Annotated in this window: 27 protein-coding genes and 2 tRNA genes; 11 read left to right on the top strand and 18 right to left on the bottom strand. The window is 52.8% G+C overall.

Annotation, left to right across the window (positions count from 1 at the left end):
- Positions 1-79: 79 nt before the first annotated feature.
- The 3 genes from ACFPMF_RS00585 to ACFPMF_RS00575 all read right to left on the bottom strand — a co-directional run bounded on the left by ACFPMF_RS00585 (position 80) and on the right by ACFPMF_RS00575 (position 2,945).
- The gene (locus tag ACFPMF_RS00585; protein ID WP_379840470.1) at positions 80-1,015 is read right to left on the bottom strand and encodes a sugar phosphate isomerase/epimerase family protein; all 936 of its coding nucleotides are present in this window, start codon (positions 1,013-1,015) and stop codon (positions 80-82) included.
- 171 nt (positions 1,016-1,186) lie between these two features.
- A complete protein-coding gene (locus ACFPMF_RS00580) occupies positions 1,187-2,092 on the bottom strand; it encodes an EamA/RhaT family transporter (RefSeq protein WP_379840469.1) in 906 nt (301 codons plus the stop codon).
- Positions 2,093-2,258: 166 nt separating this feature from the next.
- Positions 2,259-2,945 (bottom strand): fasciclin domain-containing protein, encoded by a 687-nt coding sequence (locus ACFPMF_RS00575; RefSeq protein WP_379840468.1) that lies wholly within the window; start codon positions 2,943-2,945, stop codon positions 2,259-2,261.
- Between the two features lie 223 nt (positions 2,946-3,168).
- Here ACFPMF_RS00575 and ACFPMF_RS00570 point away from each other — a divergent pair, with 223 nt between their 5' ends.
- Both ACFPMF_RS00570 and ACFPMF_RS00565 read left to right on the top strand, forming a co-directional pair.
- Complete coding sequence (locus tag ACFPMF_RS00570) at positions 3,169-3,639, top strand: FKBP-type peptidyl-prolyl cis-trans isomerase (RefSeq protein WP_379840467.1); 471 nt, start codon at positions 3,169-3,171, stop codon at positions 3,637-3,639.
- A gap of 90 nt (positions 3,640-3,729) precedes the next feature.
- Positions 3,730-4,323, top strand: coding sequence for a hypothetical protein (locus tag ACFPMF_RS00565; RefSeq protein ID WP_379840466.1), 594 nt, complete (start codon positions 3,730-3,732; stop codon positions 4,321-4,323).
- An 89-nt stretch (positions 4,324-4,412) separates the two neighbouring features.
- Here ACFPMF_RS00565 and ACFPMF_RS00560 read toward each other — a convergent pair whose 3' ends face one another.
- Together ACFPMF_RS00560 and ACFPMF_RS00555 are read right to left on the bottom strand one after the other, a co-directional pair.
- Positions 4,413-5,153, bottom strand: a complete 741-nt coding sequence (locus ACFPMF_RS00560; RefSeq protein WP_379840465.1) for an EcsC family protein — start codon at positions 5,151-5,153, stop codon at positions 4,413-4,415.
- A 21-nt stretch (positions 5,154-5,174) separates the two neighbouring features.
- Positions 5,175-6,620, bottom strand: coding sequence for a pectate lyase family protein (locus ACFPMF_RS00555; protein ID WP_379840464.1), 1,446 nt, complete (start codon positions 6,618-6,620; stop codon positions 5,175-5,177).
- A 93-nt stretch (positions 6,621-6,713) separates the two neighbouring features.
- Here ACFPMF_RS00555 and ACFPMF_RS00550 point away from each other — a divergent pair, with 93 nt between their 5' ends.
- Positions 6,714-7,403, top strand: coding sequence for a murein L,D-transpeptidase catalytic domain family protein (locus ACFPMF_RS00550; RefSeq protein ID WP_379840463.1), 690 nt, complete (start codon positions 6,714-6,716; stop codon positions 7,401-7,403).
- On the opposite strand, the gene ACFPMF_RS00545 is transcribed toward ACFPMF_RS00550, so the two are convergent.
- The gene (locus ACFPMF_RS00545; RefSeq protein ID WP_379840462.1) at positions 7,391-8,599 is read right to left on the bottom strand and encodes a L,D-transpeptidase family protein; all 1,209 of its coding nucleotides are present in this window, start codon (positions 8,597-8,599) and stop codon (positions 7,391-7,393) included. The genes ACFPMF_RS00550 and ACFPMF_RS00545 overlap by 13 nt on opposite strands.
- Positions 8,600-8,745: 146 nt before the next feature.
- Positions 8,746-9,708 carry an MBL fold metallo-hydrolase gene (locus tag ACFPMF_RS00540; protein ID WP_379840461.1) on the bottom strand — a complete coding sequence of 321 codons (963 nt, stop codon included), beginning with the start codon at positions 9,706-9,708 and terminating at the stop codon, positions 8,746-8,748.
- A gap of 369 nt (positions 9,709-10,077) precedes the next feature.
- On the opposite strand from ACFPMF_RS00540, the gene ACFPMF_RS00535 reads away from it, so the two are divergent.
- The gene (locus ACFPMF_RS00535) at positions 10,078-10,380 is read left to right on the top strand and encodes a hypothetical protein (RefSeq protein WP_379840460.1); all 303 of its coding nucleotides are present in this window, start codon (positions 10,078-10,080) and stop codon (positions 10,378-10,380) included.
- Here the strand turns inward: ACFPMF_RS00535 and ACFPMF_RS00530 are convergent.
- Positions 10,377-11,129: a DeoR/GlpR family DNA-binding transcription regulator gene (locus ACFPMF_RS00530; RefSeq protein ID WP_379840459.1), complete on the bottom strand. Its 753-nt coding sequence runs from the start codon at positions 11,127-11,129 to the stop codon at positions 10,377-10,379. The two genes, ACFPMF_RS00535 and ACFPMF_RS00530, sit on opposite strands and share 4 nt — an antisense overlap.
- Before the next feature lie 67 nt (positions 11,130-11,196).
- Between ACFPMF_RS00530 and nudK the strand changes: the two genes are divergently transcribed.
- Together nudK and ACFPMF_RS00520 are read left to right on the top strand one after the other, a co-directional pair.
- Positions 11,197-11,778, top strand: coding sequence for a GDP-mannose pyrophosphatase NudK (gene nudK / locus ACFPMF_RS00525; protein ID WP_379840458.1), 582 nt, complete (start codon positions 11,197-11,199; stop codon positions 11,776-11,778).
- Positions 11,779-11,883: 105 nt separating this feature from the next.
- The gene (locus ACFPMF_RS00520) at positions 11,884-13,593 is read left to right on the top strand and encodes a serine hydrolase (protein WP_379840457.1); all 1,710 of its coding nucleotides are present in this window, start codon (positions 11,884-11,886) and stop codon (positions 13,591-13,593) included.
- Positions 13,594-13,665: 72 nt separating this feature from the next.
- On the opposite strand, the gene ACFPMF_RS00515 is transcribed toward ACFPMF_RS00520, so the two are convergent.
- Complete coding sequence (locus tag ACFPMF_RS00515; protein WP_379840455.1) at positions 13,666-13,869, bottom strand: hypothetical protein; 204 nt, start codon at positions 13,867-13,869, stop codon at positions 13,666-13,668.
- Between the two features lie 243 nt (positions 13,870-14,112).
- Between ACFPMF_RS00515 and ACFPMF_RS00510 the strand changes: the two genes are divergently transcribed.
- From ACFPMF_RS00510 to ACFPMF_RS00495, 4 genes are all read left to right on the top strand, one after another.
- The gene (locus ACFPMF_RS00510) at positions 14,113-14,376 is read left to right on the top strand and encodes a hypothetical protein (protein ID WP_379840454.1); all 264 of its coding nucleotides are present in this window, start codon (positions 14,113-14,115) and stop codon (positions 14,374-14,376) included.
- Positions 14,377-14,491: 115 nt separating this feature from the next.
- Positions 14,492-14,683 carry a cold-shock protein gene (locus ACFPMF_RS00505; RefSeq protein ID WP_379840453.1) on the top strand — a complete coding sequence of 64 codons (192 nt, stop codon included), beginning with the start codon at positions 14,492-14,494 and terminating at the stop codon, positions 14,681-14,683.
- 166 nt (positions 14,684-14,849) lie between these two features.
- Positions 14,850-16,982 (top strand): Tex family protein, encoded by a 2,133-nt coding sequence (locus ACFPMF_RS00500; RefSeq protein ID WP_379840452.1) that lies wholly within the window; start codon positions 14,850-14,852, stop codon positions 16,980-16,982.
- A 140-nt stretch (positions 16,983-17,122) separates the two neighbouring features.
- On the top strand, positions 17,123-17,698 hold the full coding sequence (locus ACFPMF_RS00495) for a C40 family peptidase (RefSeq protein WP_379840451.1): 576 nt from the start codon (positions 17,123-17,125) through the stop codon (positions 17,696-17,698).
- Here the strand turns inward: ACFPMF_RS00495 and ACFPMF_RS00490 are convergent.
- From ACFPMF_RS00490 to ACFPMF_RS00450, 9 genes are all read right to left on the bottom strand, one after another.
- The gene (locus tag ACFPMF_RS00490; protein ID WP_379840450.1) at positions 17,695-18,312 is read right to left on the bottom strand and encodes an NUDIX hydrolase; all 618 of its coding nucleotides are present in this window, start codon (positions 18,310-18,312) and stop codon (positions 17,695-17,697) included. The genes ACFPMF_RS00495 and ACFPMF_RS00490 overlap by 4 nt on opposite strands.
- 50 nt (positions 18,313-18,362) lie before the next feature.
- Positions 18,363-19,043, bottom strand: a complete 681-nt coding sequence (locus tag ACFPMF_RS00485) for a ClpP family protease (RefSeq protein WP_379840449.1) — start codon at positions 19,041-19,043, stop codon at positions 18,363-18,365.
- A 94-nt stretch (positions 19,044-19,137) separates the two neighbouring features.
- Positions 19,138-19,356 carry a hypothetical protein gene (locus ACFPMF_RS00480; protein WP_379840448.1) on the bottom strand — a complete coding sequence of 73 codons (219 nt, stop codon included), beginning with the start codon at positions 19,354-19,356 and terminating at the stop codon, positions 19,138-19,140.
- 5 nt (positions 19,357-19,361) lie between these two features.
- Positions 19,362-19,922 (bottom strand): RNA polymerase sigma factor, encoded by a 561-nt coding sequence (locus tag ACFPMF_RS00475; protein ID WP_379840447.1) that lies wholly within the window; start codon positions 19,920-19,922, stop codon positions 19,362-19,364.
- Positions 19,923-20,513: 591 nt separating this feature from the next.
- A tRNA-Pro gene (locus ACFPMF_RS00470) sits at positions 20,514-20,587 on the bottom strand.
- Between the two features lie 307 nt (positions 20,588-20,894).
- Positions 20,895-21,983: a serine hydrolase domain-containing protein gene (locus ACFPMF_RS00465; protein WP_379840446.1), complete on the bottom strand. Its 1,089-nt coding sequence runs from the start codon at positions 21,981-21,983 to the stop codon at positions 20,895-20,897.
- A 305-nt stretch (positions 21,984-22,288) separates the two neighbouring features.
- Complete coding sequence (locus ACFPMF_RS00460) at positions 22,289-23,182, bottom strand: bestrophin family protein (protein ID WP_379840445.1); 894 nt, start codon at positions 23,180-23,182, stop codon at positions 22,289-22,291.
- Between the two features lie 179 nt (positions 23,183-23,361).
- Complete coding sequence (locus tag ACFPMF_RS00455) at positions 23,362-23,886, bottom strand: DUF4468 domain-containing protein (RefSeq protein WP_379840444.1); 525 nt, start codon at positions 23,884-23,886, stop codon at positions 23,362-23,364.
- 139 nt (positions 23,887-24,025) lie between these two features.
- Positions 24,026-24,113 (bottom strand) — tRNA-Ser (locus ACFPMF_RS00450).
- A 207-nt stretch (positions 24,114-24,320) separates the two neighbouring features.
- On the opposite strand from ACFPMF_RS00450, the gene ACFPMF_RS00445 reads away from it, so the two are divergent.
- On the top strand, positions 24,321-25,283 hold the full coding sequence (locus ACFPMF_RS00445) for a VWA domain-containing protein (protein ID WP_379840443.1): 963 nt from the start codon (positions 24,321-24,323) through the stop codon (positions 25,281-25,283).
- Positions 25,284-25,302 lie beyond the last annotated feature (19 nt).

Below are 25,302 nucleotides of genomic sequence, written 5' to 3'. Positions count from 1 at the left end.
TGGGTAAGTTATTTCGCGGAGTTGAGCGGGGATTAATAGAGTTAACCAGCGACTCCGCTTAACTCCGCGAAATAATTTTTCATACCCCCTCGGCCACTTTCTTCATTTTCTCCAGGCCGGTTTTGGCGACGGTCAGCGCATCCTGCGCGTAGTAGGTTTTGTTAAACAGCTCCAGCGATAACACAATGGTTTTGCCGGGCGTTTTGATTTGCTTCAGCGTTTCGCGCACCGGCCCGATGCCATCGCCGGGGTACACGCGATCGGCGTCCACGATGGTTTCGCGGGGCGGATTGGTCGGGTAATCGTTGAGGTGAAACACTTCAATACCCGGTTTACCCACCAACGGCAGGCTCGCCGGGCTGGAACCGCCCTTGTAAAGGTGATAGATATCGAGCAACACCCGCGCCGACGGGTGGCCGCTTTCGATGGCGACAAACATGACCTCGCTCAGCTTATTCATATTTTTGGAACCGCCCCATAATTCGAGTTGCGGCACCACCCCGGTTTTATCCCCCAGTTCCAGAATGGTCCGGTAGCGTTCTGCGGCTTTGCGCAGATCCAGCCCGGGCTGGTTGGTCGCGCCCATCGGCGGAGCTGCCGTTCGTTTACAGCCAATCTCGGCCAGCAGTTCCATTTCCTTTTTGAGCTGATCGACACCTTTGGAGCGGGTGGCTTCATCATCCACAATCCACTGCGCAAATCCGATGGCGTTCTCCACTTTCAGGCCCAGGTCGCCCAGCAGTTTACGAACATCGGCGGTGGTATGGCTCTTCAGATAATCCTGAAACGAGTTCATCCAGATTTCGACGTGCCGAAAACCGGCTTTGGAAGCCACTTCCAGTTCTTTTACAAACCCGAGATTCTGACCCCGGATCGTACTGACATTCAAAGCATAAGCAAACGGTGGCGGATCCTTAGCGAGAGCGGGAGCAACAGTGGCGGACATAACGGTTGGCGATAGAACAGCTCCGCCAGTCGTGGCGGCTAAGGCGGCAAGGGTCTGACGACGGTTCATGAAAGGTTTGGGAATTAGAACGTTTAATTACGTACTGGCGGATCAGGCCACGCAGGCTTCCGTCCGTCAGGCTCGAAAAATACGGAATTCTGCGGAAATAGCAGACAGAGAATCGCCAAGCGCAAAAAGACATGCCTGTTTCCGCTTCGCTCGCTTTCCTGCTCCGGCCTTTTATCGCACCACCTGCGCCAGCTCCTGCCACGAAATCAGGCCGATGGCCAGAACCGCCAGCAGAAGCCCGACGCGATTGACAACCAATAACTTTTCCCTGAAAAACAAGGTCGCCGACAGGGCCGCCACCAGAATAACGCCAATGTTGTAAAGCGGATAGACAAATGCTCCGTTGCCGCCAAACTGCGACAGCGCCAGAAGGAGCGTGTAAAAACTCAGGAAATTCGGCACGCCCAGCGTAATGGCCCCAATCAGATTCCGGCGGTCGATCGTTTCTTTTCCCTGAATCAACCGGATGACCAGCATCAGCAAACCGGCCGCAATGGCCCCCAGCACCATCGTCAGCGTGACTTGCAGGGTTTTATCGGCGGACGGAATGTAGCGGATGTTCATATAATTAATCATCGTGTTGGTGGTGCCATACATCAGAAAAACCGCCACCGGCAAGAGCGTATTCCAGCCAAACACCCGGACAGTTTGTCCTTCTTCTTTCTTAAACGTGCTCAATCCCACGGCAACCACCGCCAGCACCAGCCCGGTGTAATTCAGTACATCGAAGGATTTGCCTTTCGACTGAAACAGAAACAGACTAAAACAAACCGGAATGACCAGCGACATATTGTTTGCCAGCGAAGTGGCCGTAATGCCCATCCGTTGCGTTGAAATCCCCGACAGAATGAAGGTAATGATGAAGCCAACGCCCAGGCCGAACGCCAGCCAGGTCCAGGTCTGGAAAAAATCGACGGAAAAAGCCTGGTCGCGCGGAAGCAATAAAAAACCGGTCAGGAAGCAAACCGGGTAGTTGAAGACGATGGCCTGAAATGTATTGACCTGAAACCGGGGAAAAATTCGAAAATTGAGCAGCAGAAGAACCGAAAGCAGAATGCTTAGACAGAGAAACAACATCTCAACGGGTGGGATTTAGTTCAGTCCAAAAAGGATTTTTTTGAGCCTGTCTACCTTCCACGGGGCTAACTATTTCGACCGGGGTCGGTTTTACCCCGAAAACGAAGAAATGATGAACGATGAATTCATTGCGCTGCGGCCGCCATTCATCGTTCATCATTCAGGCTCATTTTCCCTTCGGCATCAACACCGTATCGATGGAATGAATGGTGCCGTTGGTGGCTTCGAGGTCGGCACGGTCGACCGTGGCGGCATGGCCCTGTTCATCGGTGATGGTAATCGTGTCGCCCTGTTTTCCGACGGTCAGCGTGCCGCCGGTCACGGTTTTCAGCTTCTGGCCGTCCGTCAATTGATCCGACGAATAATTGCCTTTCACCACGTGGTAGGCCAGCAATTTCACCAGCTTCGACTTCGACGCGGGTTGCATCAGTCCGTCCAGGGTTCCGGCTGGCAGTTTTTCGAAGGCTTCGTTCGTCGGCGCAAAAACCGTGTACGGTCCTTTTCCGGCCGCCTGATCATCCAGTCCGGACACGCGCAAAGCCCGGAACAAAACCGTATGCTCCGCTGATCTGGCGGCACTGATGGCCAGGTTGCGATCCGTTGAGCCACCCGGTTTCATGCCCGTCCGCGATTCGCGACCGGCTCCCATAGCGCCGTACGCATTTCCGGTCGTCTGGGTTGAGACGGAGGTGTTGCTTCCCGTTGCGCCCGATGGCGGGGGTGTCGTTGCCGGTTGCGGCATCGAAGTGCGGTTCGAAGTGGTATCCTGAACGGTCTGACCAACAACGACTTGGTTAACCCCGGCCAGCAAGCCCAGGGCCACCCCAACTGCAACTACTGCTTTTTTCTGCATGATAAAAAAGGTTTGGTAACAAAACGTTGAGAGAATAGTAACATCTTCTAACACATTCAACCCGTGAATTGTTGTCAGGATGTAGAGGGACTAACGGGCTGACCTTCGCGGTTATTTCAATCCATGAACCGGAAAACCCGGAATCTTATCGTAGAAATGGACATCCCATAGTTTCCTTTGTCAAAAAAAATATCACCTTTGTTCTTTATTCAATTCGATTCACATGCAAATTTCCAAACACAAAGTTGCCGGCATCCACTACACACTGCGCGACAACGACGGTAATATTCTCGATTCGAGCGAAGGACGCGATCCTCTATATTACCTCCACGGCGAAGGAAACCTGATTCCGGGAATGGAAAATGGACTGGATGGTAAGTCCCCCGGTGATAAGTTCCAGATCAAGGTTCCGGCCGAAGAAGGATATGGAGTCCGCGATCCGCAAATGATCCAGACGGTACCGAAAAGTGCCTTTGGCGGTCAAACGGTTCAAGTGGGCATGCAATTCCAAACCAATCACGGTCAAGTAGTTACCGTAACAGAAGTTGGAGCGGACAGTGTTACAATCGATGGCAACCATCAACTGGCAGGTCAGGAACTGAACTTCGACGTCGAAGTGATCGAGGTTCGGGATGCCACCAACGAAGAGGTCATGCACAAGCATGTGCACGGCCCCGGTGGGCACCACCACTAAGCTTTTTGAATTCATCCCCTGTCGGTCACCGGCTTCCCGCTTGGACGAGGCAAACGGTGATCGACAGCTTTATGCCTAAAACCTTTCGCTATGAAAACTTTTACCTTTCTCCTCGTGGCCGGTTTTTGTACGGCGCGGGCTTTCGCCCAGACCACGGCTCCCACGCCCGACATTCAGATCAAAACCGCCGTGCTGGCCGCTCCGGCCGACAAACGCGATGGCGCGATGGTGTACGGTTATTCCGGGAACAATGAACTGATCGTTTTGCGGAAAGGAACGAATGAATACGTCTGTCTGGCGGATGATCCGGCGCAGAAAGGACTCAATGTTTCCTGTTACCACAAAGGGTTGGAACCGTTCATGGCGCGCGGACGGGAATTGAAGAAAGCCGGCAAAACCACGGCCGAAATCATGAAAATCCGGGAAGAGGAAGAAAAAGCCGGGAAATGGAAAATGCCAAAAGCCCCGTCTTCGCTTTTTGTGTATTCTGCTCCTGATTCCAGTTATAACGCGTCCACCGGTGCGGTGAAAAACGGGTATCTCCGCTACGTTGTCTATATTCCGTACGCGACCGCCGAAAGCACCGGTTTACCGCTCAAACCCGAGTCGCCCGGTATGCCCTGGATCATGGACCCCGGCACCCACCGCGCCCACATTATGATCAATCCTCCGGCGGGAAAATAAACCGTTTTCAGTTTACGGATTACCGTATTCGGTTTACGGTGGCTGCCGCATCTCCGATTCTCAAAAACTAAACCGAATGCCGTAATCCGTCATTTCATTTCCAGACTCCGGGCTTCCACCCACCGCATCCGGTAGGCGTTCATGGCGGTTTTGCCCAGCGAGTCGAGCAACCGGTAGTTGACCACCAGGCCGACGGCGGCTCCAATGCCCGGTACCAGCTGGGCCATCTTGGCCAGATCAATATAATCCCGGTATTCCTGCTGAAACGTTCGCCAGTCGAACTGGTTGATATCGTCGGGTAATTGCTGACTTTGGGCGTCCCAATTCGTCATCTGCTCGTAAACGGCCTGCCGACGTTCCTGACTCGAGAAGGCCAGCTGGAAAATGTGCATGATATACAACCGTTCCTTGTACTCGTTGATGGGGTAGCCGTAAATACCGGCAATCTCGAACAACAGCTTCATTTTCAAGGCGAGCAGAATCGGAAAATCGGCCAGACCGAGCAGAATCCCGCCCGCTCCCGTCACACCCCCTTCCGCAGCGCCGGCGGTTTTGTAGAACGCAATTCGGTCGAGGGCCCGCTTTTCGCGCTCTTCCAGCGTCAAATGATGCAGGATTGGCTCGCGGGTCAGGAACTCCGCACCGAACAAAACCGCCCTTGTCATCTGCTTGATCGCCAGCGTAATGGCCTGGTGGACTTTCTCCGGAATGATCCGATTGAGCCGGACTTGAACATTTTTTGAAAGCCGGTTCATCGCCGATGGCTTCCGCATCATCTTCAGCCGCCAGGTATTCAATTCGCGCACAACGGCGTCTTCGTAAGGGGACATAACAGGTGCTAGGTTTCGGTATTAGCGCGGGCCGGGGCGTCGATGGGTCTGTCGAATACCGGTTCCCAGTTTGGCATGGTTGGTTACACTCTTATACCCTTCAAACGTTGAATTTTCGACGGTCGTATTATACGAGTCCAGACTTAGCTGAATGGCGGTTCTGGTGCTATCCGTGGTTACAAACCGGCTGCCCTCGGTAATCCGGCTTTGCTTGATCCGGGCGCCCACGATACCGCTGTTGATGAACTGACTGTTTTTGACCAGCAATTCGGTCAAATGGCCGTTATAATAGCGGATGTTGGCCCCCCGAAACGTCGCCCCGTTGACCGTAATCCGGCGCGAACCGGAATTCTCGTAACTAATGTACGCATCTTTGTCAAACTCACAACCGGGGCCGATGATGGTTTCTTCGTTGGTGGAACTACCTCCGCCGTAGTTTGCAAAGGCGTTACGGGCCAGCGTATTGACGGTTTTGACCCGCGCCATGGTCACCGGCCCGCTGAAAACCAGCGCACCGTCGGTATCGGTTGCTTCCAGGGTTTTCCCGCAGTTTCGGGCCGTGAAGGTATCAATTTGAATCCGGTAATGATGATTCAACCCCTTGATGGCATTGACACAATTTTCGGCTTCTCCGTTGCGAATCGTTGCTTTCGCCCGCTCCGAAACCCCGAATCCAACCCGAAAGCCAACGGCTTTGCAGTGCAGCCAGGTAACCTGGTGATCGGAGTCGGACTGTTCGCCTTCCGACCAGAAACCGGCATAGGGACTGATTCCCTTGGTTGTACGAGCCAGACAGTGCAAAAACACCGTCCCCGGCGCATTGTCGCTGTCGAAGGCATCGCCCACACAGTCGGTGGCGGTACAGGATTCAAAGCGCGTATTCCGGGCGTAGCCTCCGGCAATAAACGGAGATTTCCCTCCTGCTTCATGATACCGCTTCTGGCCCGAAGCCTGACAATTCCGTAAAGTATTCCGGTCGGAAACCGCTTGTTCGCCATTTCCATTAAAAAGCAGGTTTTCAACCACAAACGAAGACGCGTCAGCATTCTGAACCGCTACCCGATCCGCCCCGCTGGCGGTGCAACCACCCCAATAGAGCCCGCCTTCAACCGGGCTTTGGTCACAATTGATCGAAAGATCCCGGATAAAAACCCCTTTTTTCCGGTTGGCCCAGAACGCGTAACCCCGCTGGGCGTTGCGGACGATAATCGTTCTGCCGATGCCCGCGCCCTGGAGGGTGATGGACGATCCGATTATTTCAACGGGTCCCTGAACAAACCGCCCGGCCGGGTACTTGATGGTGCCTCCTCCCCGCTTCGCCAAATCGGCAATGGCCCGGTTAATGGCCGGCGTCAGCTCGGTTTCACCCGGTTTTCTGTACGTCAGGACCGAGACAACGGGCAGCGCGAAACCATCTGATAACCAGACCGTAACCAATAATACGGTCATCAACGTTCTGCGAATCATCCTGAAATTGAGTTGGTCAATGAATTATTTCGGGCCGTCTGGCGTTATCTTTCTACATCCCTTTTTACATACGAACCAGTTATTCAACGTTTTATGAAAAAAGCGCTGCTGATTTTCTTTGCCCTATTACCCCTTAGCCTCGCCAGTATTGGCACCACGGTAAAACCGGCTTCCCCGGCCCCACTCGATCACGCGAGCCTGTGGAGCGGTATTTACAATGAACTGAAGCTGGACAGTAACGGCCTTCGGAAAGAAGTGTTCGATTATGCCGTGCGCGGTTTGCAGAAAATCGACTTTCCGAAATCGGTTCTGAGTATTGTCGATTTAAGCCAGCCATCGAACCGGAAGCGGCTCTACGTCATTGATTTGAATTCGCATAAATTATTATTTCAAACCTACGTGGCCCACGGCCGGAATTCGGGTGAGCTGATGGCGGCTTCGTTTTCGAATGTAGCCTCTTCCTTCCAGTCGAGCCTCGGTTTTTACCAGACCCTCGGCACCTACCAAGGCAAACACGGTCTGTCGCTGCAATTGAAAGGACTCGAACGCGGTTTCAATGATAACGCCTTTAGCCGCGCAATTGTCATGCACGGGGCAGATTATGTGTGCGAAGATTTTATCCGGCGCACCGGCCGGCTGGGTCGCAGCCAGGGGTGCCCCGCCATTGAAAACGGCCTGAGCAAAGCCATTATCGAAGCCATCAAGGGCGGTTCCTGTCTATTCGTATTTTCGCCGGATTCCAATTATATGCAGAAATCGACGTTTCTGAATTACATCGGATGACCGCCATCCAGTCCGTAAACATCTTTGTAAAACCGGATCTGGCCTTTGTCGTCGACGTCCACGCGGTTGTAGACCACAAAAACCGGAAAGGGTTTCGGTAATTTCAGGGTCTGCGGTTTCTGGTCGATCATGCACCGGTTCATAAATCCTTCGTCCAGCACGGGTTCTTCCATCAGGTAATTGGCCAGTTCGACCGGCTTCTGGACCCGCATGCACCCGTGGCTCCGCCAGCGGTCGGAGGTCTGATCGAACAGGTCGCGGGCGTTGGTATCGTGGAGGTAAATAGCGCCCGGCCCCGTCAGGTTAAATTTAATCAGTCCCAGTGAATTGCTACAGCCCGACGCCTGCCGAAACCGGTACGGAAAATTGTCGGCCGACATTTCCTCCCAGTTGATGTCCGACGGGTCAACGATCTGCCCTTTCTCATCCAGCACCTCCATGTTCTGACTTTCGAGGTAATCGAGATTGGCCTGAACCTTGGGCAAAATTTCCTTAATGCCGATGCTGCGCGGCACGTTCCAGTACGGATACGTGATAATATCTGTCAGGTAGGTTGTAAAAAACGGAGTACGGCTGTCTTTCTTACCGGCAATCACATCCATCGGCAGCAGGCACTTACCGCTCCGGTCGTAGATGTTCAATTGGGCCGCCGGGATATTGACCACCAAAAACCGGTCGAACGCAAAGCGGTTGAGATACCGGTAAAAATTCAGCGTCTGGCGCACATGTTTAGCGGTATCGTAAGCAGCCGCTTTCCGCAGCCGGGTATACTGATTCACCAGCGTGGTGTAGTGACCGAAAACCGGTGTTTTTTTAAGGGAGTCCAGCGCCGACCGGCCCTCGTCTTTTTTCAACATGGCGATGGCCCAGGCGGTATCAATTTTCTCCGGTAGCTTTGTATAATTAATCCGCGACGGTTTCAAACCGTAGCGAAGTTCCAGCAATAACCCGGTAAATTTCTCCCCGAACTCTTTTTTGGTATCGCTGGCAACAAATGAATAGCGGTTGGTATCGATGCCCACGGAATCGGCCGCCCGGCACAACTGGCGCATCACCAGTTCGGCCTGTTCCCGGTTCCAGCCCTCGGCGGGCACTTCGTTTTTATCCAGTACGCCGAAGTGTTTCAGCGCAAACCAGGCCACAAACAAAACTACGACACTACTCCCAATCAGGATAATCAAATTACGACGTTCCATTCGTTCAGATAGGTTGTACTCTTCTGTAAAACTCAGATGTAGACGTTGGTGTTTGGAAATCGGTGCGGTTTTTCCACCCCTAACGGAAGAAGAACGGCCCAACAGTTTACCTGTCGGGCCGCCATTCTGCGAAATCAACGGTTTTCTTACTTTTTGCGAAGGCCACCCACCAGCATCATCACGGTTCCCACGATCAGGCCGATGCCCAGCGCGCGGGCGACATGGTAAGAAACCGGTGGGGGCATATCGACCACGCCCTGCTCATCCGTATGCGCGGGCTGTTTTGTATACCGCCCCCCTTGAGGCACTTCCCGACCCTCGAAATTATGAATCAGGTCCTCCAGCAATTGCGGCAACTGAATCCCCCGAATGGCTTTGCCGTGTCCGGTTCCGGCTGCGGTTGGATTCAAGGCAGCCAGCGTCTGGATGGACCGTTTGGCAGCGCCCCAATCAATCGTAAAATACGCCGGAGGACCGTGCAGTTCTTCTTTTTGGGTCATAACGGCAAAAGCCGAATTCTGATTGGTATTGGTAAACGCATCCCCCGCAATCAATACCCGATCCCGTTCCCGGAACAACGAGATATGACCCGGTGCATGCCCGGGCGTGTGGAGAATCCGCCAGTCGGGCAACTCGGGAAGGCTGCCATCCGCCGGCATCGACCGCAACCGGTCGCCAAAATTGAAAGGCCCGGTCGGGAACATCCACGATAAATAGGCCATGGCCCCTCCGCCCACGCCGGGGTCCGGGGGCGGGTATTGGGCCTTTCCCCGAAGAAACGGCAATTCCAGTGGGTGCGCATACACCGGAACCTGGGGCCAGTCCTTCAGCAACGTGTCCAGCGAACCCACATGATCAAAATGCCCGTGGGTCAGAACAATCGCCTGAGGAGGGTTATTTTCCCCAAACCAGGCCTGTGCTTTTCGGCGGATCTGGTCCGCTCCGCTCGACGTACCGGCATCAACCAGTACCCATTTTCCGCCGGGCTGGGCTTCACCAATAAAGTAAATATTCACAAACACATCCTTGATTCCCCGAACATCCTCCGCAATATCATACGGGCCCCATTCGTCCGTTAGCGTCTGATTTTCAATCGGCTGATTCTCCATACCCCTCGTTGGTTTTTGTTTTCATTTTTAACCGGAGAGGAACCAAAATGTTGGCATTAGTTATTAACCGTTTCATCCGATGCAAACCGTCTTTCAGGCTTGTCTCCTCCCGGTTCCCCCTGCTGCTGGGAGCAGAATGCCCACACGCTACGAATCTAAAACGGGCACCCGCTCAAACGTTTCGGACTCCGCCCCCTGCGGTGATCCCAAAGCCTCACCGGTTACACAAGGCTGAACCTGACGGGAAATACCGGGCCGCTGGTTGGACCGAAAACCGCCTGCCGAAAACTGAAAACCATAAACTCTTGATTGACGAACTGATTCGGCCATAAATTTATATATCTTTGCGAGCGAAAACCGCCGTTAAGAATGCGCGTTCTGAAAGTGACCAAATACAGCCCGATCCTGCACGAACTTCGCGCATCGTGGGGCGTCCTCCAGGCCGGTAAATACCTCTTGACCGAGTCGATGCAAAACCGGGGTCCGCATGAGGATTACTTTGCTTACCAAAATGCCGTTGCGGAAATCGGGCGGATCGAGCGAAAACTCGAAATCCTGTACGATGAAATTCAGGCGGTTGAGCTCCTGCACCAGGCCGCTATCCTGACCGGAAATTATGAAGACTTAAGCACCCGCAAACGCCCGAACGATCGTTCTTCCGACCTTAACTAATTCCGTACCAGAATCCCCTGTTTACGGTACATTTCCAGCACCTTCGGATCGGCCTTCGGATCGGTAATCAATACCTGAACCAAACGCAGGGGGGCAAATTGGAAATACCGGTCCTGCTCCAGTTTCGTCGAATCACACAAGAGATAGACGCTGTCGGCCTGGCCGGCCATGGCCAGCGTCATGCCGGCTTCGGTTTCGCTGTGCGCCGTTAACCCGTTTTGCGCGGAAACGCCATCCACGCCCAAAAATGCCTTATTCGCCCGGTAGCGTGCCACGTGTTCGTGCGCGATCAGGCCGTGAACAGCCTGCCGTTTTGCATCCACCTCACCGCCAACCAGGTTGATCGTCACCTCCGATTGCAGCAGTTCATTCACCACCGGCAATGAATTGGTAATCACCTGAATTCGTTTATTCCGAATAAACTGGCAGAGCCGAAAAACCGTGCTGCCGCAATCCATGAAAATGGTGTCGCCTTCCTGAATGTCCTGCGCGGCCAACCGGCAAATATGGTCCTTATTCTCCGCATTAACGGCCGTTTTGTTAACAAACTGCACGGGATTATTTGCCAGACTCACCTTCATGGCTCCTCCGTGGGTGCGGTAAATCAGGCCATCGTTTGCCAGGATTCCCAAATCCCGTCGCACCGTGATTTCGGACGTTTGCAGCAGGTCAGCCAGTTCTTTTACCTCAATGGATCCGCGTTCGTCAACCGTTTGTAAAATAAGCCGCTTCCGGTTTGGGAAATTCATAAAGCCGTTTTTTATTTGCAATAATAATCAATTTTGATCAAAAATTACCAAAAACAATCAAATCAAGATGAACAATTCCCGAATCAAACTGGTCAAAGAAGAAATTTTATCCGATAACTGGTACATTCTGAGAAAGGTAACCTTTAATTACTTACGCAAAAACGGGGTCTGGGAAACGCAATCCCGGGAAGCCTACGATCGGGGGAATGGCGCCACCATTCTCCTGCACAACACCCAGAAAAATACGGTCATTCTCACCCGCCAGTTCCGGATGCCAACGTACGTTAATGGCAACGCCAGCGGGTTGCTCATCGAAGCCTGCGCCGGTTTGCTCGACAACGACCAGCCCGAGGACGCCATCCGGCGGGAAACCGAGGAAGAAACCGGTTTTGTGGTCACCAACATCCGCAAGGTATTCGAAGCGTATATGAGTCCCGGGTCCGTTACCGAGAAGCTTTATTTTTTCACCGCCGAATATTCCGACGCCACCGAAAAACGAACCGGTGGCGGCATTGAAGAAGAAGAAATCGATGTGCTGGAGCTGCCGCTTCCGCAGGCGATGCAGATGATTGCGCGCGGTGAAATCATGGATGGAAAAACCATTATGCTCCTGCAACACCTCTCCCTGCAACAACGGCAGGCTGCGTAAAATTTACCGAAAAAACGGCCTGAAATCGGGCCGGAATGCGTATTTTTCTGGAACGAAAACGGACGACGCTTCGTCGTTGAGCCGTCCCATCCAACCTGTTTTCCGATGCGCTTCCGGTTTTGCTTTCGATTGATGGTTTTACTGCTGCCCCTTTGGATACCGCGACAGCCGGTGTTCGCCCAGCTGACCTTACCGGCCCGGATCGACCGGTTTGTTCAGCAGGTGATGGACAGTGCCAACGTGCCCGGTTTGTCTCTCGCCCTGATTCGGAACGGCAACATTGCCTATAGCCAGGGTTACGGGCTGGTCAGGAGCGATTCGTCGCAGAAAGTGACAGCCGCGACGGTTTTCGATGCGGCTTCGCTCAGCAAGCCGGTTTTTGCCTACGCCGTCCTTCAATGGGTCGACGAAGGCCAATTTGACCTGGATAAGCCCCTTTATCAATACCTGCCCTATCCCGACATTGAATCCGACGAACGGTATAAGGCCATTACGGCCCGCATGGTGCTGAGCCACCGAACCGGTTTTCCGAACTGGCGGGGATCGCAGAAACTTTCCATCAAAAATCCGCCGGGGCAGCAATTTGGCTATTCGGGCGAAGGGTTTGTGTATTTGCAGAAGGTGATCGAAGCCCTCACCGGGAAACCGCTCAATGAGTGGATGAATGAGCGCGTATTCCGGCCCCTCCATATGACGCGCAGCGGATACGTCTGGCGGCCGGATTTTGATTCAGACTTTGCCTATCCTCACACCCAGTTGGGTCGCCCGCGACCCAAACAAAAACCGCGTACGGCCAACACCGCCTACTCGTTGCAAATCACGGCCGACGATTATGCGAAGTTTATTCTGGCAATTTTACGCAGCCAGGGCTTAAAACCGGCCACCCGGTCTCAGCTCCTGACGCCCCAGACACCATTACCCACCCGGTTTGGCCGTGCCGACACCACGCGCTCGAAGGCCCTGTTCTGGGGGCTGGGATTCGGACTGGAAAAAACACCTTCCGGCGATTATTTCTGGCATTGGGGCGATAACGGCACGTTTCGTTGTTTTGTGGCCGCCCGCCCGGCCACATCTGCCTCGAAAACCGACGCGGCCCTGGTTTATTTCACGAACAGTTTCAACGGATTAGCCATTACCGACACCATGCTGGCGAACCTGCTGGGCGGTCAGCATCCGGCGGTAGCCTTCCTCAACTACGATTCGTATACTTCCCCTGAGAACCGGCTGGCGCAGAACATTCTCAAAAAAGGTGTTCAGCCGGCCATTCAATCGTATTTGAGCACCACCGGAAAATCGCCCATCCCGGAGGAACTGATGAATCAGATCGGCTACCAGTTACTGGACATGGGTCGCCTGGATGATGCCGTTGCGGTCCTGAAATTCAATGCCGAATCGTACCCCGCTTCGGCCAACGTGTACGACAGTTACGGTTATGCGCTTTTACGCGCCGGAAACCCGGCGGAAGCCATCCGGAATTACCGCCGGGCCCTGGAACTGGAAGCGGATCTTGGGGATGCCAAAACCGTACTGGCAGGACTGGCAGCCGCCCGGAAAGCAGCCGGAAGCACAAAAATTACGCTGAAAGGCTACCCAAAGGCCAAGCTGGTTACGCTGGCCGGTGCTTTTAATGACTGGAATCACCTAAGCACCTTTTTTACCCAATCGAGCGATGACTGGGTTTGTACCCTCGACCTGAAGCCCGGAACCTACGCCTATAAAATTGTGGTGGATGGCCACTGGATGACCGATCCGGGCAACCCGGTTACCCAAAAAACCGGGGACGGCAACACCAACTCGGTATTGACCGTCCCTTAGTCACCCAACGCTCCCACCTCCGGGGTGGCGATCGGAGCGAATCAACACGTGTACGGTGAAAACGGAATCACATCAATACGCATTATTACGCCTAGCATTTTGCCGAATAATCGGGGGCAAACCGCTCAGGTAGAAGTCATCAATTGGCTGGTCACAGACCTGATTAAATCGCGCCATCAGTTGTTTGTAATCGACCGGTTTATTCCGGTTGAAATTCAATTTGTACAATTCGTCACCGAGAATACAGGAGAGAAAGAAAAAAGGATCGTAGTGCATACCGACGGGATGATTTCGACCACAAAGGAACCGCAGGCGAATTAAATCCGTATGTAAATGATATTAAACCGGTTTTAAAAAGGGATACATTTTAAGACCCCAGATTAAAACGGGATTAAATTTACTTGAAGTCCGACTCCCAATCCCGTAAAAATTAAATTTCTGCCCGACGAAGAAAAAACCGGAACCGGAAAGATTTTTGGGTAGAAATTTGTTATCCAGACAGGAATTAAACCGAACTGTATGACGACGCACTCAGAAACGTTCACGGATATGCTCCGCTCACTGATAGCTTTGCGGAAGTATGTGAAGGTATTTTACTCGACCGATCTTAACGAATTACTATCGGTCACCTCCATTATTTCGGACTGGCAAACCGGCCCGGACGGAGAGGCTATTGTGCTGGCATCCGGCGAATCCATTCGACTGGACCAGCTGGTGAACGTAAACGGTGTTTATGCACCGGGGCATGAAGATTATGAAAGTTGTCTGGATTGCCGAATATAAGAAGGTGTTTGAGAAATCAGAACCCGAAAAAAATCCTTCCCAGTAAAAAAATGTAATAAAATTTGGATACAACGGTAAAAAACGAGTCCTTTATCCAAATTTTAATCACAAGTCAATGCAAACAGGAGTAGTAAAATTTTTTAATGAAACCAAAGGATTTGGCTTCATTAAGCCGGATGCCCCCGGTGAGGACATTTTTGTTCACTCTACGGGCCTGATCGATCAAATCCGTGAAAACGACAAAGTTAAATTTGAAGTGGAGCGCGGCCGAAAGGGATTGAATGCCGTAAACGTCGAACTGGTTTAATCGAAAGATATAACTAATTAGATTTGAAAAAAACATGCCGATGGCATGTTTTTTTTGCTTCCTGACTACGAACGGGTTACCCGGGAGTGCCCCCATTTCGGACCAGTCCGGTTTGACAAAACCGCCTTTCCTGCTTTTTTTGCGACTTCATTCCGTAAACAGATACATGAACGCAGTCTCCGAACAAGGCCGGATTCCCTCCCGGGTTGCTGAAATTCTGAACCTGAATCACCGGCAGGTGACGAATACCATTCAATTGCTGAACGACGGCGCAACCGTACCGTTCATCGCCCGGTATCGCAAAGAAGCGACTTCTCAACTGGACGAAGTTCAGATTGGTGCGATCAAAGACACCTACGAAAAGCTGCTGGAACTGGACAAACGGCGGGAAGCCATTCTGAAATCCATCGACGAACAGGGCAAACTCACCGCCGACCTTCGCCAGAAGATCGAGGGTGCCAGTTCCATGAACGACCTGGAGGATTTGTATCTTCCCTACAAACCCAAACGGAAAACCCGGGCGACCATCGCCATTGAAAAAGGGCTGGAACCCCTGGCCAACCTGCTGTTTAGTCAGCGGGAAAACGCCATCGAGCGGAAAGCAGCAGCGTACCTGAACGATCAGGTGATTACGGTGAATGATGCCCTCCAGGGCGCCCGCGACATTATGGCGGAATGGATCAGCGAAAACGCCGACGCCCGCCAGCGCATCCGAAACCTCTTCGAACGGGAAGCCATTCTCAAGTCGACCGTCAAGAAAGGAAAAGACACCGAAGGCCTCAAATACAAAGATTACTTCAATTTTGCTGAACCGCTCCGACGGATTCCCTCTCACCGGTTGCTGGCCATTCGGCGCGGAGAAGCGGAAGGTATTCTGGCGGTCAGTATTTCGCCGGACGAAGACGCGGCACTCGAACGGCTGGACCGACAGTTTTTGCGCTATGGTTCATCCGAAAGTACCGATCAGGTGGCCCTTGCGATCAAAGATAGTTACAAGCGGCTCATCAAACCGTCGATCGAAACCGAGTTTGACAATGCGTCAAAACAGAAAGCGGACCAGGAAGCGATCAAGATTTTTGCTGACAACCTCCGGCAACTGCTGCTGGCTCCCCCGCTCGGTCAGAAACGGGTGCTGGCCATCGACCCCGGTTTTCGGACCGGCTGCAAAGTGGTTTGCCTGGATGCGCAGGGAAATTTAGCAACCAACGACGTCATTTACCCGGATTCGCGCCGGGAACAGGCCGCACAAACCGTGCTGAAGCTGGTGGCCCAGTTTCAGATCGAAGCGATCACGATCGGCAACGGAACCGCCGGACGGGAAACGGAAGCATTCATTCGCAGCCTGAATTTCGGCAAAACCGTACCGGTATTCATGGTGAGTGAACAGGGCGCATCGATCTATTCGGCCTCGGAAGTGGCCCGTCAGGAGTTTCCGGATCAGGATGTAACCGTCCGTGGAGCCATTTCAATTGGCCGCCGGCTGATGGACCCGCTGGCCGAACTCGTTAAAATTGACCCCAAATCCATCGGGGTGGGCCAGTATCAGCACGATGTGGATCAGCAGGATCTGAAAAACAGCCTGGATCGCGTCGTTGAAAGTTGCGTGAACCAGGTAGGCGTTTCGCTCAATACCGCCAGCAGCCATCTACTCCGGTACGTCTCCGGCCTGGGGCCGCAACTGGCACAAAACATTGTGACCTTCCGGGCGCAGAACGGGCCGTTTCAATCGCGGGATCAACTGAAAAAAGTGCCGCGACTGGGTGCCAAGGCGTTTGAGCAATCCGCCGGTTTTTTGCGCATCGATCAGGCGAAAAATCCCCTCGATAACAGTGCCGTTCACCCGGAAAGCTACCCGATTGTGGAGCGCATGGCGCGCGATCTGGCCTGTACCGTTACGGATTTGATCAAAAAACCGGAGCTTCGAAAGCAGATAAAGCCCGAATCGTACGTTACGGAAACAGTGGGGTTGCCAACCTTGCGTGATATTCTGGCCGAGCTCGAAAAACCGGGTCGTGATCCCCGCGAATCGCTCACGGTTTTTGAATACGACGACCGGGTTCGAAAACCGGAAGACCTTCAGGAAGGGATGTTGTTGCCGGGCGTAGTCACCAATGTAACCGCTTTCGGTGCCTTTGTGGACATAGGCGTTAAACAGGATGGACTCGTACACATTTCGCAGCTCTCGAATCAATACGTTTCGGACCCGCGACAGGTCGTGAGTGTTCACCAGAAAGTAAAAGTAAAGGTGCTGGAAGTCGATCTGCAACGGAAACGGATTGCCTTAACCATGAAAATTTAATACTTTAAAGCGTCGATTCGCTGCCGATGAGGTGGCATTGCTCCGGGCCCAAACGTTCCCGAAGCAATGCCACTTCCTGAGCCGGTAAACCGGATACGACTCCTAGAAACCCGCCTTTATTACTATTTGTGAAGTTGATTATGCTGAGGACTTACATTCGCCCTATCTGGCCCGCACTCTTTTTGGGGTTGGCCCTGTCGTCCTGTTCGTTTCTAAAAACTTCTCATTACGTCCCGCCCGCCCAACGGAAATCCGTTGCCAGCGCCAATAAGAAAAAACCGGTCGCCAAACCGCTAAAAACAGTTGATACGAAAACCTACCAGCAGGGTTACGTTCCGGAGGTGGTCAAAATTGCCCGAACCTACACCGGAACCCCCTATCGACTGGGTGGTACCGACTCGCAAGGCATCGATTGTTCGGGCCTGATTTTCGCTTCGTTCAATACGGTTGGCTTGCAAATGCCCCGCGTATCCTGGCAACAGTCGGAAGTAGGTTATGAAGTCGAAGTACCACAGATCCAGGCCGGAGATTTGTTGTTTTTTGTGCCCGACGACGGAAAATCCGGATATGTGTCCCATACCGGCATCGTGACGGAAGTGCACGGCCCTTCGGATATTCGGTTCATCCATGCATCGTCATCGCGCGGAGTTCGGGAAGACAACCTGTTTTCGAACTATTTCAAAGGCCGCTTTGTGAAAGCCGTGCGCCCTTTTTAAACACGATTCGTCAGGAAATCAGCCGCCATTTCGAGGGTCTTCAGATACGAATACTGAGGTGGCGTATAAGGAATTGAATTTCCCCCGGCCCGGAATTCGTCCAGGATGGTCGCCAGCGGAACGAGTCGAAGGTCGGCGACTTCGTCGGTCTGCATGACAAACTGGTCCAGCGTTCGGTCGGTCCGAAAGAGGTAAACCGCGGCATGCTCCCGATCATACAGGGAAACCGACTCGTCAATCGCTTCCACATCGACCATCCCGAGAAAATGCAGCTCGCCCGCTGCTGGTCGGACACCAATCTCCTCTTCAATTTCACGCATAGCACATTCTTCATACGTCTCGCCCGGATCGACATGCCCCCCAACGCAGACATCCCAGAAATTGGGCAGATACAATTTATCCGGATGGCGCAGGCTCAGGAGTACTTCATTCGTGGTATTCAGCACCACAATTTCGGACGTACGGTGCCAGTCGCCGTCGCGGTGGGCCTCTATCTTGGGTTTTGTAAAGCCTAAGGGCCGGTTATCGGCATCAAAAATTTCGAGCAAGTCCATAAAAAAAGCCGCACTGCTGCGGCTGTTGTGTTTCCAGAAATCCCGTACGCAGTAGCGCAAAGATGGCCGTTTTGGGTAGCAAAGTCTACTTATTCCCCGAAATTTTGCCGTTAGCCCCGTTGCAGCACGTCATCAATAAAACCGTAGGACCTCGCTTCTTCGGCTTTCATCCAGTAATCGCGGTCGGCATTGCGCTCCAGTTCTTCCACCGACCGTCCGGTATGGTGCGCCATGATTCCATATAACTCCTGCCGTAAAATGACGATTTGCCGGGCCGTAATTTCAATATCGACGGATTGTCCCTGGGCGCCCCCATGCGGTTGATGAATCATCACCCGGGCGTGGGGTAAAGCCGATCGCTTGCCCGGCGCTCCGGCGCACAGCAAAACCGCTCCGAACGAAAGTGCCACGCTGGTGCAGATGGTGGCCACATCCGGCCGAACGTACTGCATGGTATCATAAATCCCCAGCCCCGCATACACCGACCCACCGGGACTGTTGATGTACAGCAGAATATCTTTTTTAGCATCGGCCGACTCCAGAAACAATAATTGCGCAATGATGATATTGGCGACATTATCGTCTACCGCCGTGCCCAGAAACACGATACGGTCGGCCATCAGCCGGGAGAACACGTCCACTTCCCGGAAATTCATCGGGCGCTCCTCGATGACCGCACGGGTCATATTTTCCACCTGGTGTAAATAACGATCGACACTAAGACCATTCAGGTTTTGTCCATGCACCGCGAATTTACGAAACTCGCGCTGGCTAAGTTCAGGGTAATACATAAGAATACGGATAAAATGATTGCGTAAGGGCAAAAGCAGCCCACGGGCTCAGATGAGCCGATTTTAAGATTTGATAAAGAGAAGATGATACGGTTTACCCAAAAAGCCGTCGATAGATACTCTCCAACTCCTGGCGCAGTTGCTGCCGACCGGCCAGCCGTACCGCCTGATACGCCAGTTGTTGGGCCGCCACTTTCTGTTGCCAGTCCTGATTCCAGAGAAGCCGGACAGCTACATCGGTGCGTTGCTCTTCCGGCAAGGTTCCCTGCAGATAGGCTTCCAGCAGTTGAATTTCTTCCAGTTCCGGACGCATCGTGATCAGGATCTAAAATTTTCGATGGAAAGATGGCTCACCGCCTTCCGCAACCGTTCCAGGCATTTATACTTCTGGACGGTGGCTGTGCGAATGTTCTGGTAGCCATGCCAGGCGGCAATCTGCTCGAGCCGCTGGCCAAAATAATAGAAGCTGACCAGAATGCTTTTACAGGTCTGTCCCAGCTGGTCGACAAACGTCATGAGCGTTAGCGAAGGCTGCCGATCGCCCATGTCCGGCTCCTCCCAGCGGATTTCGGCCTGCGCATCCGTCAGCGCCACGCGGCCCGTCGGTTTGTCAAGTTGCTGACGCCATAAGTTCTTGCAGATCCCCATCAGGTAGGTGCTGGCCGACGACGTCAACGTGAGTTGGTCATGAACGGTTTTCTCATAAAACAGGATCATGGCCTCGTGGAACATATCTTTGGCATCTTCTTCCGTACCGCCATGCTCCCTGATATAATGACGTACCATCGGATACGTTCTGGCGTAAATCCGTTCCAATGTCTGTTCCCGGTCCGTCATCAGGGCTTCCTGCATCGCCGGGTGTTGGGTGGTTATATTCATACGTTTTTTACCGGTTTATCGGAAAGACGAGCAACTATCACCCAAGGGTACGAAATTTTTTCAGGTATTGGTTCAACCGCTGAAACGATGTAACAATCTGACGACGGATCAAGTGCAAAAGTGGTGCGTTGGCCAGCGGTCCAATCCCCCGGTTTTTGATAGAGCACATACCGGCAACGGGCTAATAACTGTCTGAGCGTGTCGCCCTTGGCTAGCACCGGGACTCATACGTATTCTCAGGGGGCCTGACTCGATCAAGAACCTGATTTACAACAACTAACGCTTCCTGTCGACACTGAACGCGCATCTCCTGGAGGGCTTTCAGGATGACTGGCTGAACACGGAAACAGTCGTGTACATGGAAGACGGCACCCTGGCATCAATGGACGAGATTTCAAAATTTTCCAGGATGAACGTGGGCAAAAAACGGAAGGATAAGAAACTTCCCAAAACGACTTGGTTTGCTTAAACGCACAAACCCCAAAAAACAATGCCCTTCACAATTTTTGCACCTGATCCCGAAAAACTGCCAAAAATGCCGGTGGGCACAAAAAAACCGCCCAAATCATGCGATTTAGGCGGTTTTTGCAGTCGGGGTGGCAGGATTCGAACCTACGACCTCCTGGTCCCAAACCAGGCGCGATACCGGGCTACGCTACACCCCGAAAATGAAGAATAAAGAAGGAACTCATCCTGCTTAATTCCTTTGCGGAAGAGATGAAAAGACTTTTATTGTAAGAATGCTAGCCTTCAACCCCCTCTTTCCGTTTCGTTGTGCAAAAGTAGTAAAAAACCTCATTCCCCGCTATCCTTTCGCGGAAATAATCTTAACCGGACTGCAACTTGGTGCTAATCAGCAGAGTGGCCCTCTCCCTGAAAGGATTTTACACCGTAAAAAGGATCCCGACAGTCCACAGTCGGCTAGGCTCCCGCGTAAAATTGCTCCATCACTCAGAAACCGTGACGACTTTTTCACCGGTTGGCGACCGACTTCGCAATCCATTGCATGGCCACTTGTGCCCCTTCAGTATCCCCAAGCGCGAGTTTTGCCTCGTTCCAAACCACAATCAAGTCCCATTCCGGAATCACCACCATTTCGCGACGGGGCGTATGCCCACTGGCGATAAAGGTGGAAGGTGGCAACGCTGGATACAGCTGTCCGTTTGGTGGGTTTTCAACATTGAGCCACCAGTTAAAACTGTAACAACCGGGACCAAGCGACGTAATATTTTTTGTCCCCCCAATACTCCGCTGACCGGCAAGCATGAGCGCATCCTGCGCCTTGGTAAGCGGGATTGTAGCCGGAATTGGTGAGGTCGTGGCTAACCGGACATGTTCGGGCGTCAGAAGTTGGCGGTCCTTCCACCTGCCCCCACGGAGATACAACAGCCCAATGCGGGCCAGATCGCGAACCGAACACCCAAGGCGACCGGGACGGTTGGACGCCCCAAAAACCGTAAACGTGTAGGGGTCACTAAATTGAAGCGGCTCGCCCAACCGGGTTTTCAGAATCTCATTACCGGACTGCCCGAAAACTTTTTCGGTAAGCACATCATAATAAAGAGCCAATGCATAGTCATTATAGGCATAGGCTTCACCGGGACGTTCGGATAATCCATACCCCGATGTTTGTGAGGCTAAGTGGCGAAAGGTCATTGCCTTGTCTTTCCCACCATTCAGCTCCCGCAGACGGGGTTCGTAATCAGCCACCTCCGCATCCGGACCGGGAAGCTTCCCTTCCTGCACCGCCATCAGCATCAGGGTGCTTAGAATGGGTTTGAAGGCCGACGCAATATCATACATGCCATCGGACTTTCCCCAGGAATAAACCAGATACCCATGACGCACAACGCAGCCGTGGCCGCCGACAAAATCCCGTAATCGATTCAGGGAAACACTATCGAGTTTTGCCTGAGCGGGCGTTTGAGTTGCCCATTGGTAGTCCGGAAATACAGCGGATGGTTTTGGTGGCCGGCGACCATAGCCCTGAGGTTTCCTGGCGGCAATCTGCTCCGTTAAAGCCTCCCCAGGTGTTAGCGCATCGTGTTGAGTATACCCCATGAGTGTTGCGATACCCAAGATCAACCAGGAGTAAGCGACTTGAATCATACCAGCTTGGAACCTCTTTAAAACTAGTTTTTATCAAAACCCGGGCACCGGTTGATTAGCAGGAATACCCTCCCGGGTACCCGCCTACTTTAACGGACACGTAGCGGCAAGTTATCCAGGATTTGCCTGAATATCAACACAGGCGAACCGAGACGATGGCGCTGCTCCCTCGTACCGAACAGCCAGTTTATGCCGGTTTTTGGTGATTCGTAAAGCACAGGGGCGGTTGGCGGTTTTCTCAAGCCTGGCCGGCGTACTTACAGGATGTAAAAACCATTCGGCTGTACCGGTTCCGGAATCGTCTCCTCACACAGTAACTGCCGAATATTGATGTCAATCGTCCGCGCAATAGCCGTAACCGATACGTCGCTGGGTCGATTACGGAAAGGATCCTGCAAGTGAAAAGCGCTTTTTTCGATCAGCAAAAAACCGGCTGCAATCAAAAGCAGGAGCGGTATTTCAAAAATCATCTCCACATCCTTCAGGGAAATGGCAAGCGTAATCATAAAAAGGTAGATAAGAAAATGCAGAAAATGGCGGTAGGTGGCGGGAAAGACGGTTCCATTGATTCGTTCTGCTTTCCCCATTGAATCGCAAAAACGGACCAGCGTGTTGTCCAGCTGAACGTGCCGGAACACATCAATGGCCCCCTGCAACCGGAGTTCCCGGATATCGCGGGTGTTGAGTTGCAGGATAGCCAGTGGTTTGTTGGTATGGCTCAAGACGGTGGCACAGTCCTCGGCCGACAGCAGCGACTCAACACCTTCCAGCGGATTTAACCCCCGCAGGGACTGACCCAGCGCGTAACACCAGGCTATTTGCCGATGGGCTAATTTTCGGAGAACGTCGGGATCGGTATGGTCTAAAAAGGCTTGTAATTGCAGGACGAAACTGCGGGAATCATTCACGATGGCCCCCCACACTTTCCGGGCCTCCCACCAGCGGTCATACGACTGGTTCATTTTAAACGAAAGTAAAATCGAGATCGCCGTCCCTAGAAACGTGGGGATAGTCAGCGGCATCTCGGGCAAGTATTCGTTGATGAGCACCGTCAGCAGATTGGTCACTAAACCGATCAGAAGAACAATGAACAGGTCAAACCTGACCTTTTTGAAGATATAGGCAAACGAAATTTTTCGGTCTAATAACATAGAACAAAGGACGCTTTTGGGGAAATAACGAGGATTTCCCGGCGATTGTTTGCGAAGAAAAGGCCCCAGGCCGCCCGGAATCGATCAGTCGTGCTCCTGCCAATCAGGGGCGGTTTTGAGCTACCGGCCCGCCCATTCCACGGTTTTTCGCGAGAACCGGGCAGAACAGATCCGTTGCGTCAAAAATCGTCCAGTTTGTTGTTCTGCATGCACGCATTCAGATCGGCGATGAACTTCTGGATCACTTCCTCGACCCGGTTTTTGAACCGGTTGCTAGCGGTTCGTTTGACCCAGGTTTCCAGCGGCACATCATTGGCCGAATTGTGTTCGAGCGCGTAGATATGGGAAATTACGTAACGGTACCGGCCATCCTTGACCCAAACCGACACCGGCAGGAGAAATTCTTCGTAAGGTGCCAACAGGTTGCCAGGTCCCAGATCAAGCCAGAGGACACCTTTGGTGCTTACTAATCCACTCGGGGCGTCAGACTCGATATAGCGTAGGGTTCGTTCGCGAAAAGCGTGGGTAAAATAGTACTTGATCCGACCGGTCAATTGTTCTTTCGTGGCTCCCGCTACGGGAATGACGCGGGAATAGGTGATCAGTTTACTATCCGGATCGACCGGAAAACGATTGTTTTCATCGTCCTGGGCAAAGCTGGTCAATGCAATCAGTAGGCCCAACAGAGGAAGCAGGCTTTTCATGGGGTAGTTTCAAGTTTTGCCAAACGTTTCGAAGGACCGTCGGCCGACTGGAAAACTACACATCTTCAACCCGGATTGCAACCCCAGGCTCTATAAACAAACTAACCCGCTCATAATGAGCGGGTTAGTTCTAATCCTGCGGAGAGGGCGGGATTCGAACCCGCGGTACCCTTTAGGGGTACGACAGTTTAGCAAACTGCTCCTTTCGGCCACTCAGGCACCTCTCCGTTTCCGGTTCCCAAACCGCTTTGTCGTTATTTGGGGTCACAAATATAGAGGTATTCCATTCGTTTCGCCAAGATTTTAAGCAAAAAGTTTCGCGGCATTTTCGTCCAAACGGACCGATAACCGATCATTTCCTCTAATTTCGCCCCGCGAAGGGCGCATCACCACCGTCTCCCATTCCGCGTGAAACGCGTCCGGTATTCACTGGCATGAACTGGAATTATAGCCTGACCCAAACTGAGTATCTGTTCATTGCGGTTTTTGCGCTGCTCTATGGTTACTACTTTTTCCGGACGTTCAGCGTAGCCCGGCAACTCGGCTCCACGGCCTGGGCAACCATTCCGAAATTTTTTCTCCGTACCGGCTATTTGACCCTCCTGCTCATCGCGCTGCTCGGCCCTTCCTTCGGGGTGGTCGAAAAAGAGCTGATTTCGGAAGGCAAAGACATCTACATTGCCGTCGATCTCTCCAAATCGATGGACGCGCCTGACATTCCGCCGACCCGGCTGGAGAAAGTGAAATACGAACTCAAACGACTGGTGGAAGCCCTGCCCGGCAACCGCTTTGGGCTGCTGGTGTTCTCCACGGAAGCGTACGTCCACGCGCCCCTGACATCCGACCAGGGTGCGTTGGCGATGTTTATTCAATCCCTCAATACCCGGCTCGTCCCCGAATCCGGCACCAATTTATGTTCGGCGGTGGCTCTGGCGCTCCGAAAACAATTGGCCGAAACGTCGGATCTCACCCAGACGAAAGTCCTGATCGTACTGACAGATGGCGAAGATTTCGGGGAATGTGATCCCGCGTTATCGGCCCAACTCCGGCGGTATGGGATTGCGCCCTTTGTGGTGGGTGTCGGCACGGAATCGGGAACCACCCTGCCAACGCCCAAGGGCAAACTGCGGGATAAGGACGGACAGATTGTTCGCACCCGCCTGGATCAGAACTACCTGCGGCAGTTTGTCCGGGAAACGCGCGGCTCTTACCTGGAATTATCGTCACCCTCGGGTAATTTAACCCCCCTTATTGCGGCCGTTCAGAATCTGGAAAACCGGCTGGTCGATCAACGAAAACTGGAAGTGACGACCAACAAATACTACTACTTTCTGATTGTTGCCCTGATCCTGATTGCCATCGACATCCTGGTGACGGTGCGAACGTTTAAACTATAAACCGCGTTCCAGTTGTCTG

The sequence above is a fragment of the Larkinella bovis genome (assembly GCF_042655385.1).
GTDB classification, from domain to species: Bacteria; Bacteroidota; Bacteroidia; order Cytophagales; family Spirosomataceae; genus Larkinella; species Larkinella bovis.
Note: the sequence above shows the minus strand (reverse complement) of the source record. Positions and strands in the feature narration are given on the sequence as shown.

Excerpts from the sequence above, each read along its gene's own strand:
- ACFPMF_RS00585 (WP_379840470.1), bottom strand. The coding sequence starts at position 1,015 with ATGAACCGTCGTCAGACCCTTGCCGCCTTAGCCGCCACGACTGGCGGA.
- ACFPMF_RS00580 (WP_379840469.1), bottom strand. The coding sequence starts at position 2,092 with ATGTTGTTTCTCTGTCTAAGCATTCTGCTTTCGGTTCTTCTGCTGCTC.
- ACFPMF_RS00575 (WP_379840468.1), bottom strand. The coding sequence starts at position 2,945 with ATGCAGAAAAAAGCAGTAGTTGCAGTTGGGGTGGCCCTGGGCTTGCTG.
- ACFPMF_RS00570 (WP_379840467.1), top strand. The coding sequence starts at position 3,169 with ATGCAAATTTCCAAACACAAAGTTGCCGGCATCCACTACACACTGCGC.
- ACFPMF_RS00565 (WP_379840466.1), top strand. The coding sequence starts at position 3,730 with ATGAAAACTTTTACCTTTCTCCTCGTGGCCGGTTTTTGTACGGCGCGG.
- ACFPMF_RS00560 (WP_379840465.1), bottom strand. The coding sequence starts at position 5,153 with ATGTCCCCTTACGAAGACGCCGTTGTGCGCGAATTGAATACCTGGCGG.
- ACFPMF_RS00555 (WP_379840464.1), bottom strand. The coding sequence starts at position 6,620 with ATGATTCGCAGAACGTTGATGACCGTATTATTGGTTACGGTCTGGTTA.
- ACFPMF_RS00550 (WP_379840463.1), top strand. The coding sequence starts at position 6,714 with ATGAAAAAAGCGCTGCTGATTTTCTTTGCCCTATTACCCCTTAGCCTC.
- ACFPMF_RS00545 (WP_379840462.1), bottom strand. The coding sequence starts at position 8,599 with ATGGAACGTCGTAATTTGATTATCCTGATTGGGAGTAGTGTCGTAGTT.
- ACFPMF_RS00540 (WP_379840461.1), bottom strand. The coding sequence starts at position 9,708 with ATGGAGAATCAGCCGATTGAAAATCAGACGCTAACGGACGAATGGGGC.
- ACFPMF_RS00535 (WP_379840460.1), top strand. The coding sequence starts at position 10,078 with ATGCGCGTTCTGAAAGTGACCAAATACAGCCCGATCCTGCACGAACTT.
- ACFPMF_RS00530 (WP_379840459.1), bottom strand. The coding sequence starts at position 11,129 with ATGAATTTCCCAAACCGGAAGCGGCTTATTTTACAAACGGTTGACGAA.
- nudK (WP_379840458.1), top strand. The coding sequence starts at position 11,197 with ATGAACAATTCCCGAATCAAACTGGTCAAAGAAGAAATTTTATCCGAT.
- ACFPMF_RS00520 (WP_379840457.1), top strand. The coding sequence starts at position 11,884 with ATGCGCTTCCGGTTTTGCTTTCGATTGATGGTTTTACTGCTGCCCCTT.
- ACFPMF_RS00515 (WP_379840455.1), bottom strand. The coding sequence starts at position 13,869 with ATGCACTACGATCCTTTTTTCTTTCTCTCCTGTATTCTCGGTGACGAA.
- ACFPMF_RS00510 (WP_379840454.1), top strand. The coding sequence starts at position 14,113 with ATGACGACGCACTCAGAAACGTTCACGGATATGCTCCGCTCACTGATA.
- ACFPMF_RS00505 (WP_379840453.1), top strand. The coding sequence starts at position 14,492 with ATGCAAACAGGAGTAGTAAAATTTTTTAATGAAACCAAAGGATTTGGC.
- ACFPMF_RS00500 (WP_379840452.1), top strand. The coding sequence starts at position 14,850 with ATGAACGCAGTCTCCGAACAAGGCCGGATTCCCTCCCGGGTTGCTGAA.
- ACFPMF_RS00495 (WP_379840451.1), top strand. The coding sequence starts at position 17,123 with ATGCTGAGGACTTACATTCGCCCTATCTGGCCCGCACTCTTTTTGGGG.
- ACFPMF_RS00485 (WP_379840449.1), bottom strand. The coding sequence starts at position 19,043 with ATGTATTACCCTGAACTTAGCCAGCGCGAGTTTCGTAAATTCGCGGTG.
- ACFPMF_RS00480 (WP_379840448.1), bottom strand. The coding sequence starts at position 19,356 with ATGCGTCCGGAACTGGAAGAAATTCAACTGCTGGAAGCCTATCTGCAG.
- ACFPMF_RS00475 (WP_379840447.1), bottom strand. The coding sequence starts at position 19,922 with ATGAATATAACCACCCAACACCCGGCGATGCAGGAAGCCCTGATGACG.
- ACFPMF_RS00465 (WP_379840446.1), bottom strand. The coding sequence starts at position 21,983 with ATGGGGTATACTCAACACGATGCGCTAACACCTGGGGAGGCTTTAACG.
- ACFPMF_RS00460 (WP_379840445.1), bottom strand. The coding sequence starts at position 23,182 with ATGTTATTAGACCGAAAAATTTCGTTTGCCTATATCTTCAAAAAGGTC.
- ACFPMF_RS00455 (WP_379840444.1), bottom strand. The coding sequence starts at position 23,886 with ATGAAAAGCCTGCTTCCTCTGTTGGGCCTACTGATTGCATTGACCAGC.
- ACFPMF_RS00445 (WP_379840443.1), top strand. The coding sequence starts at position 24,321 with ATGAACTGGAATTATAGCCTGACCCAAACTGAGTATCTGTTCATTGCG.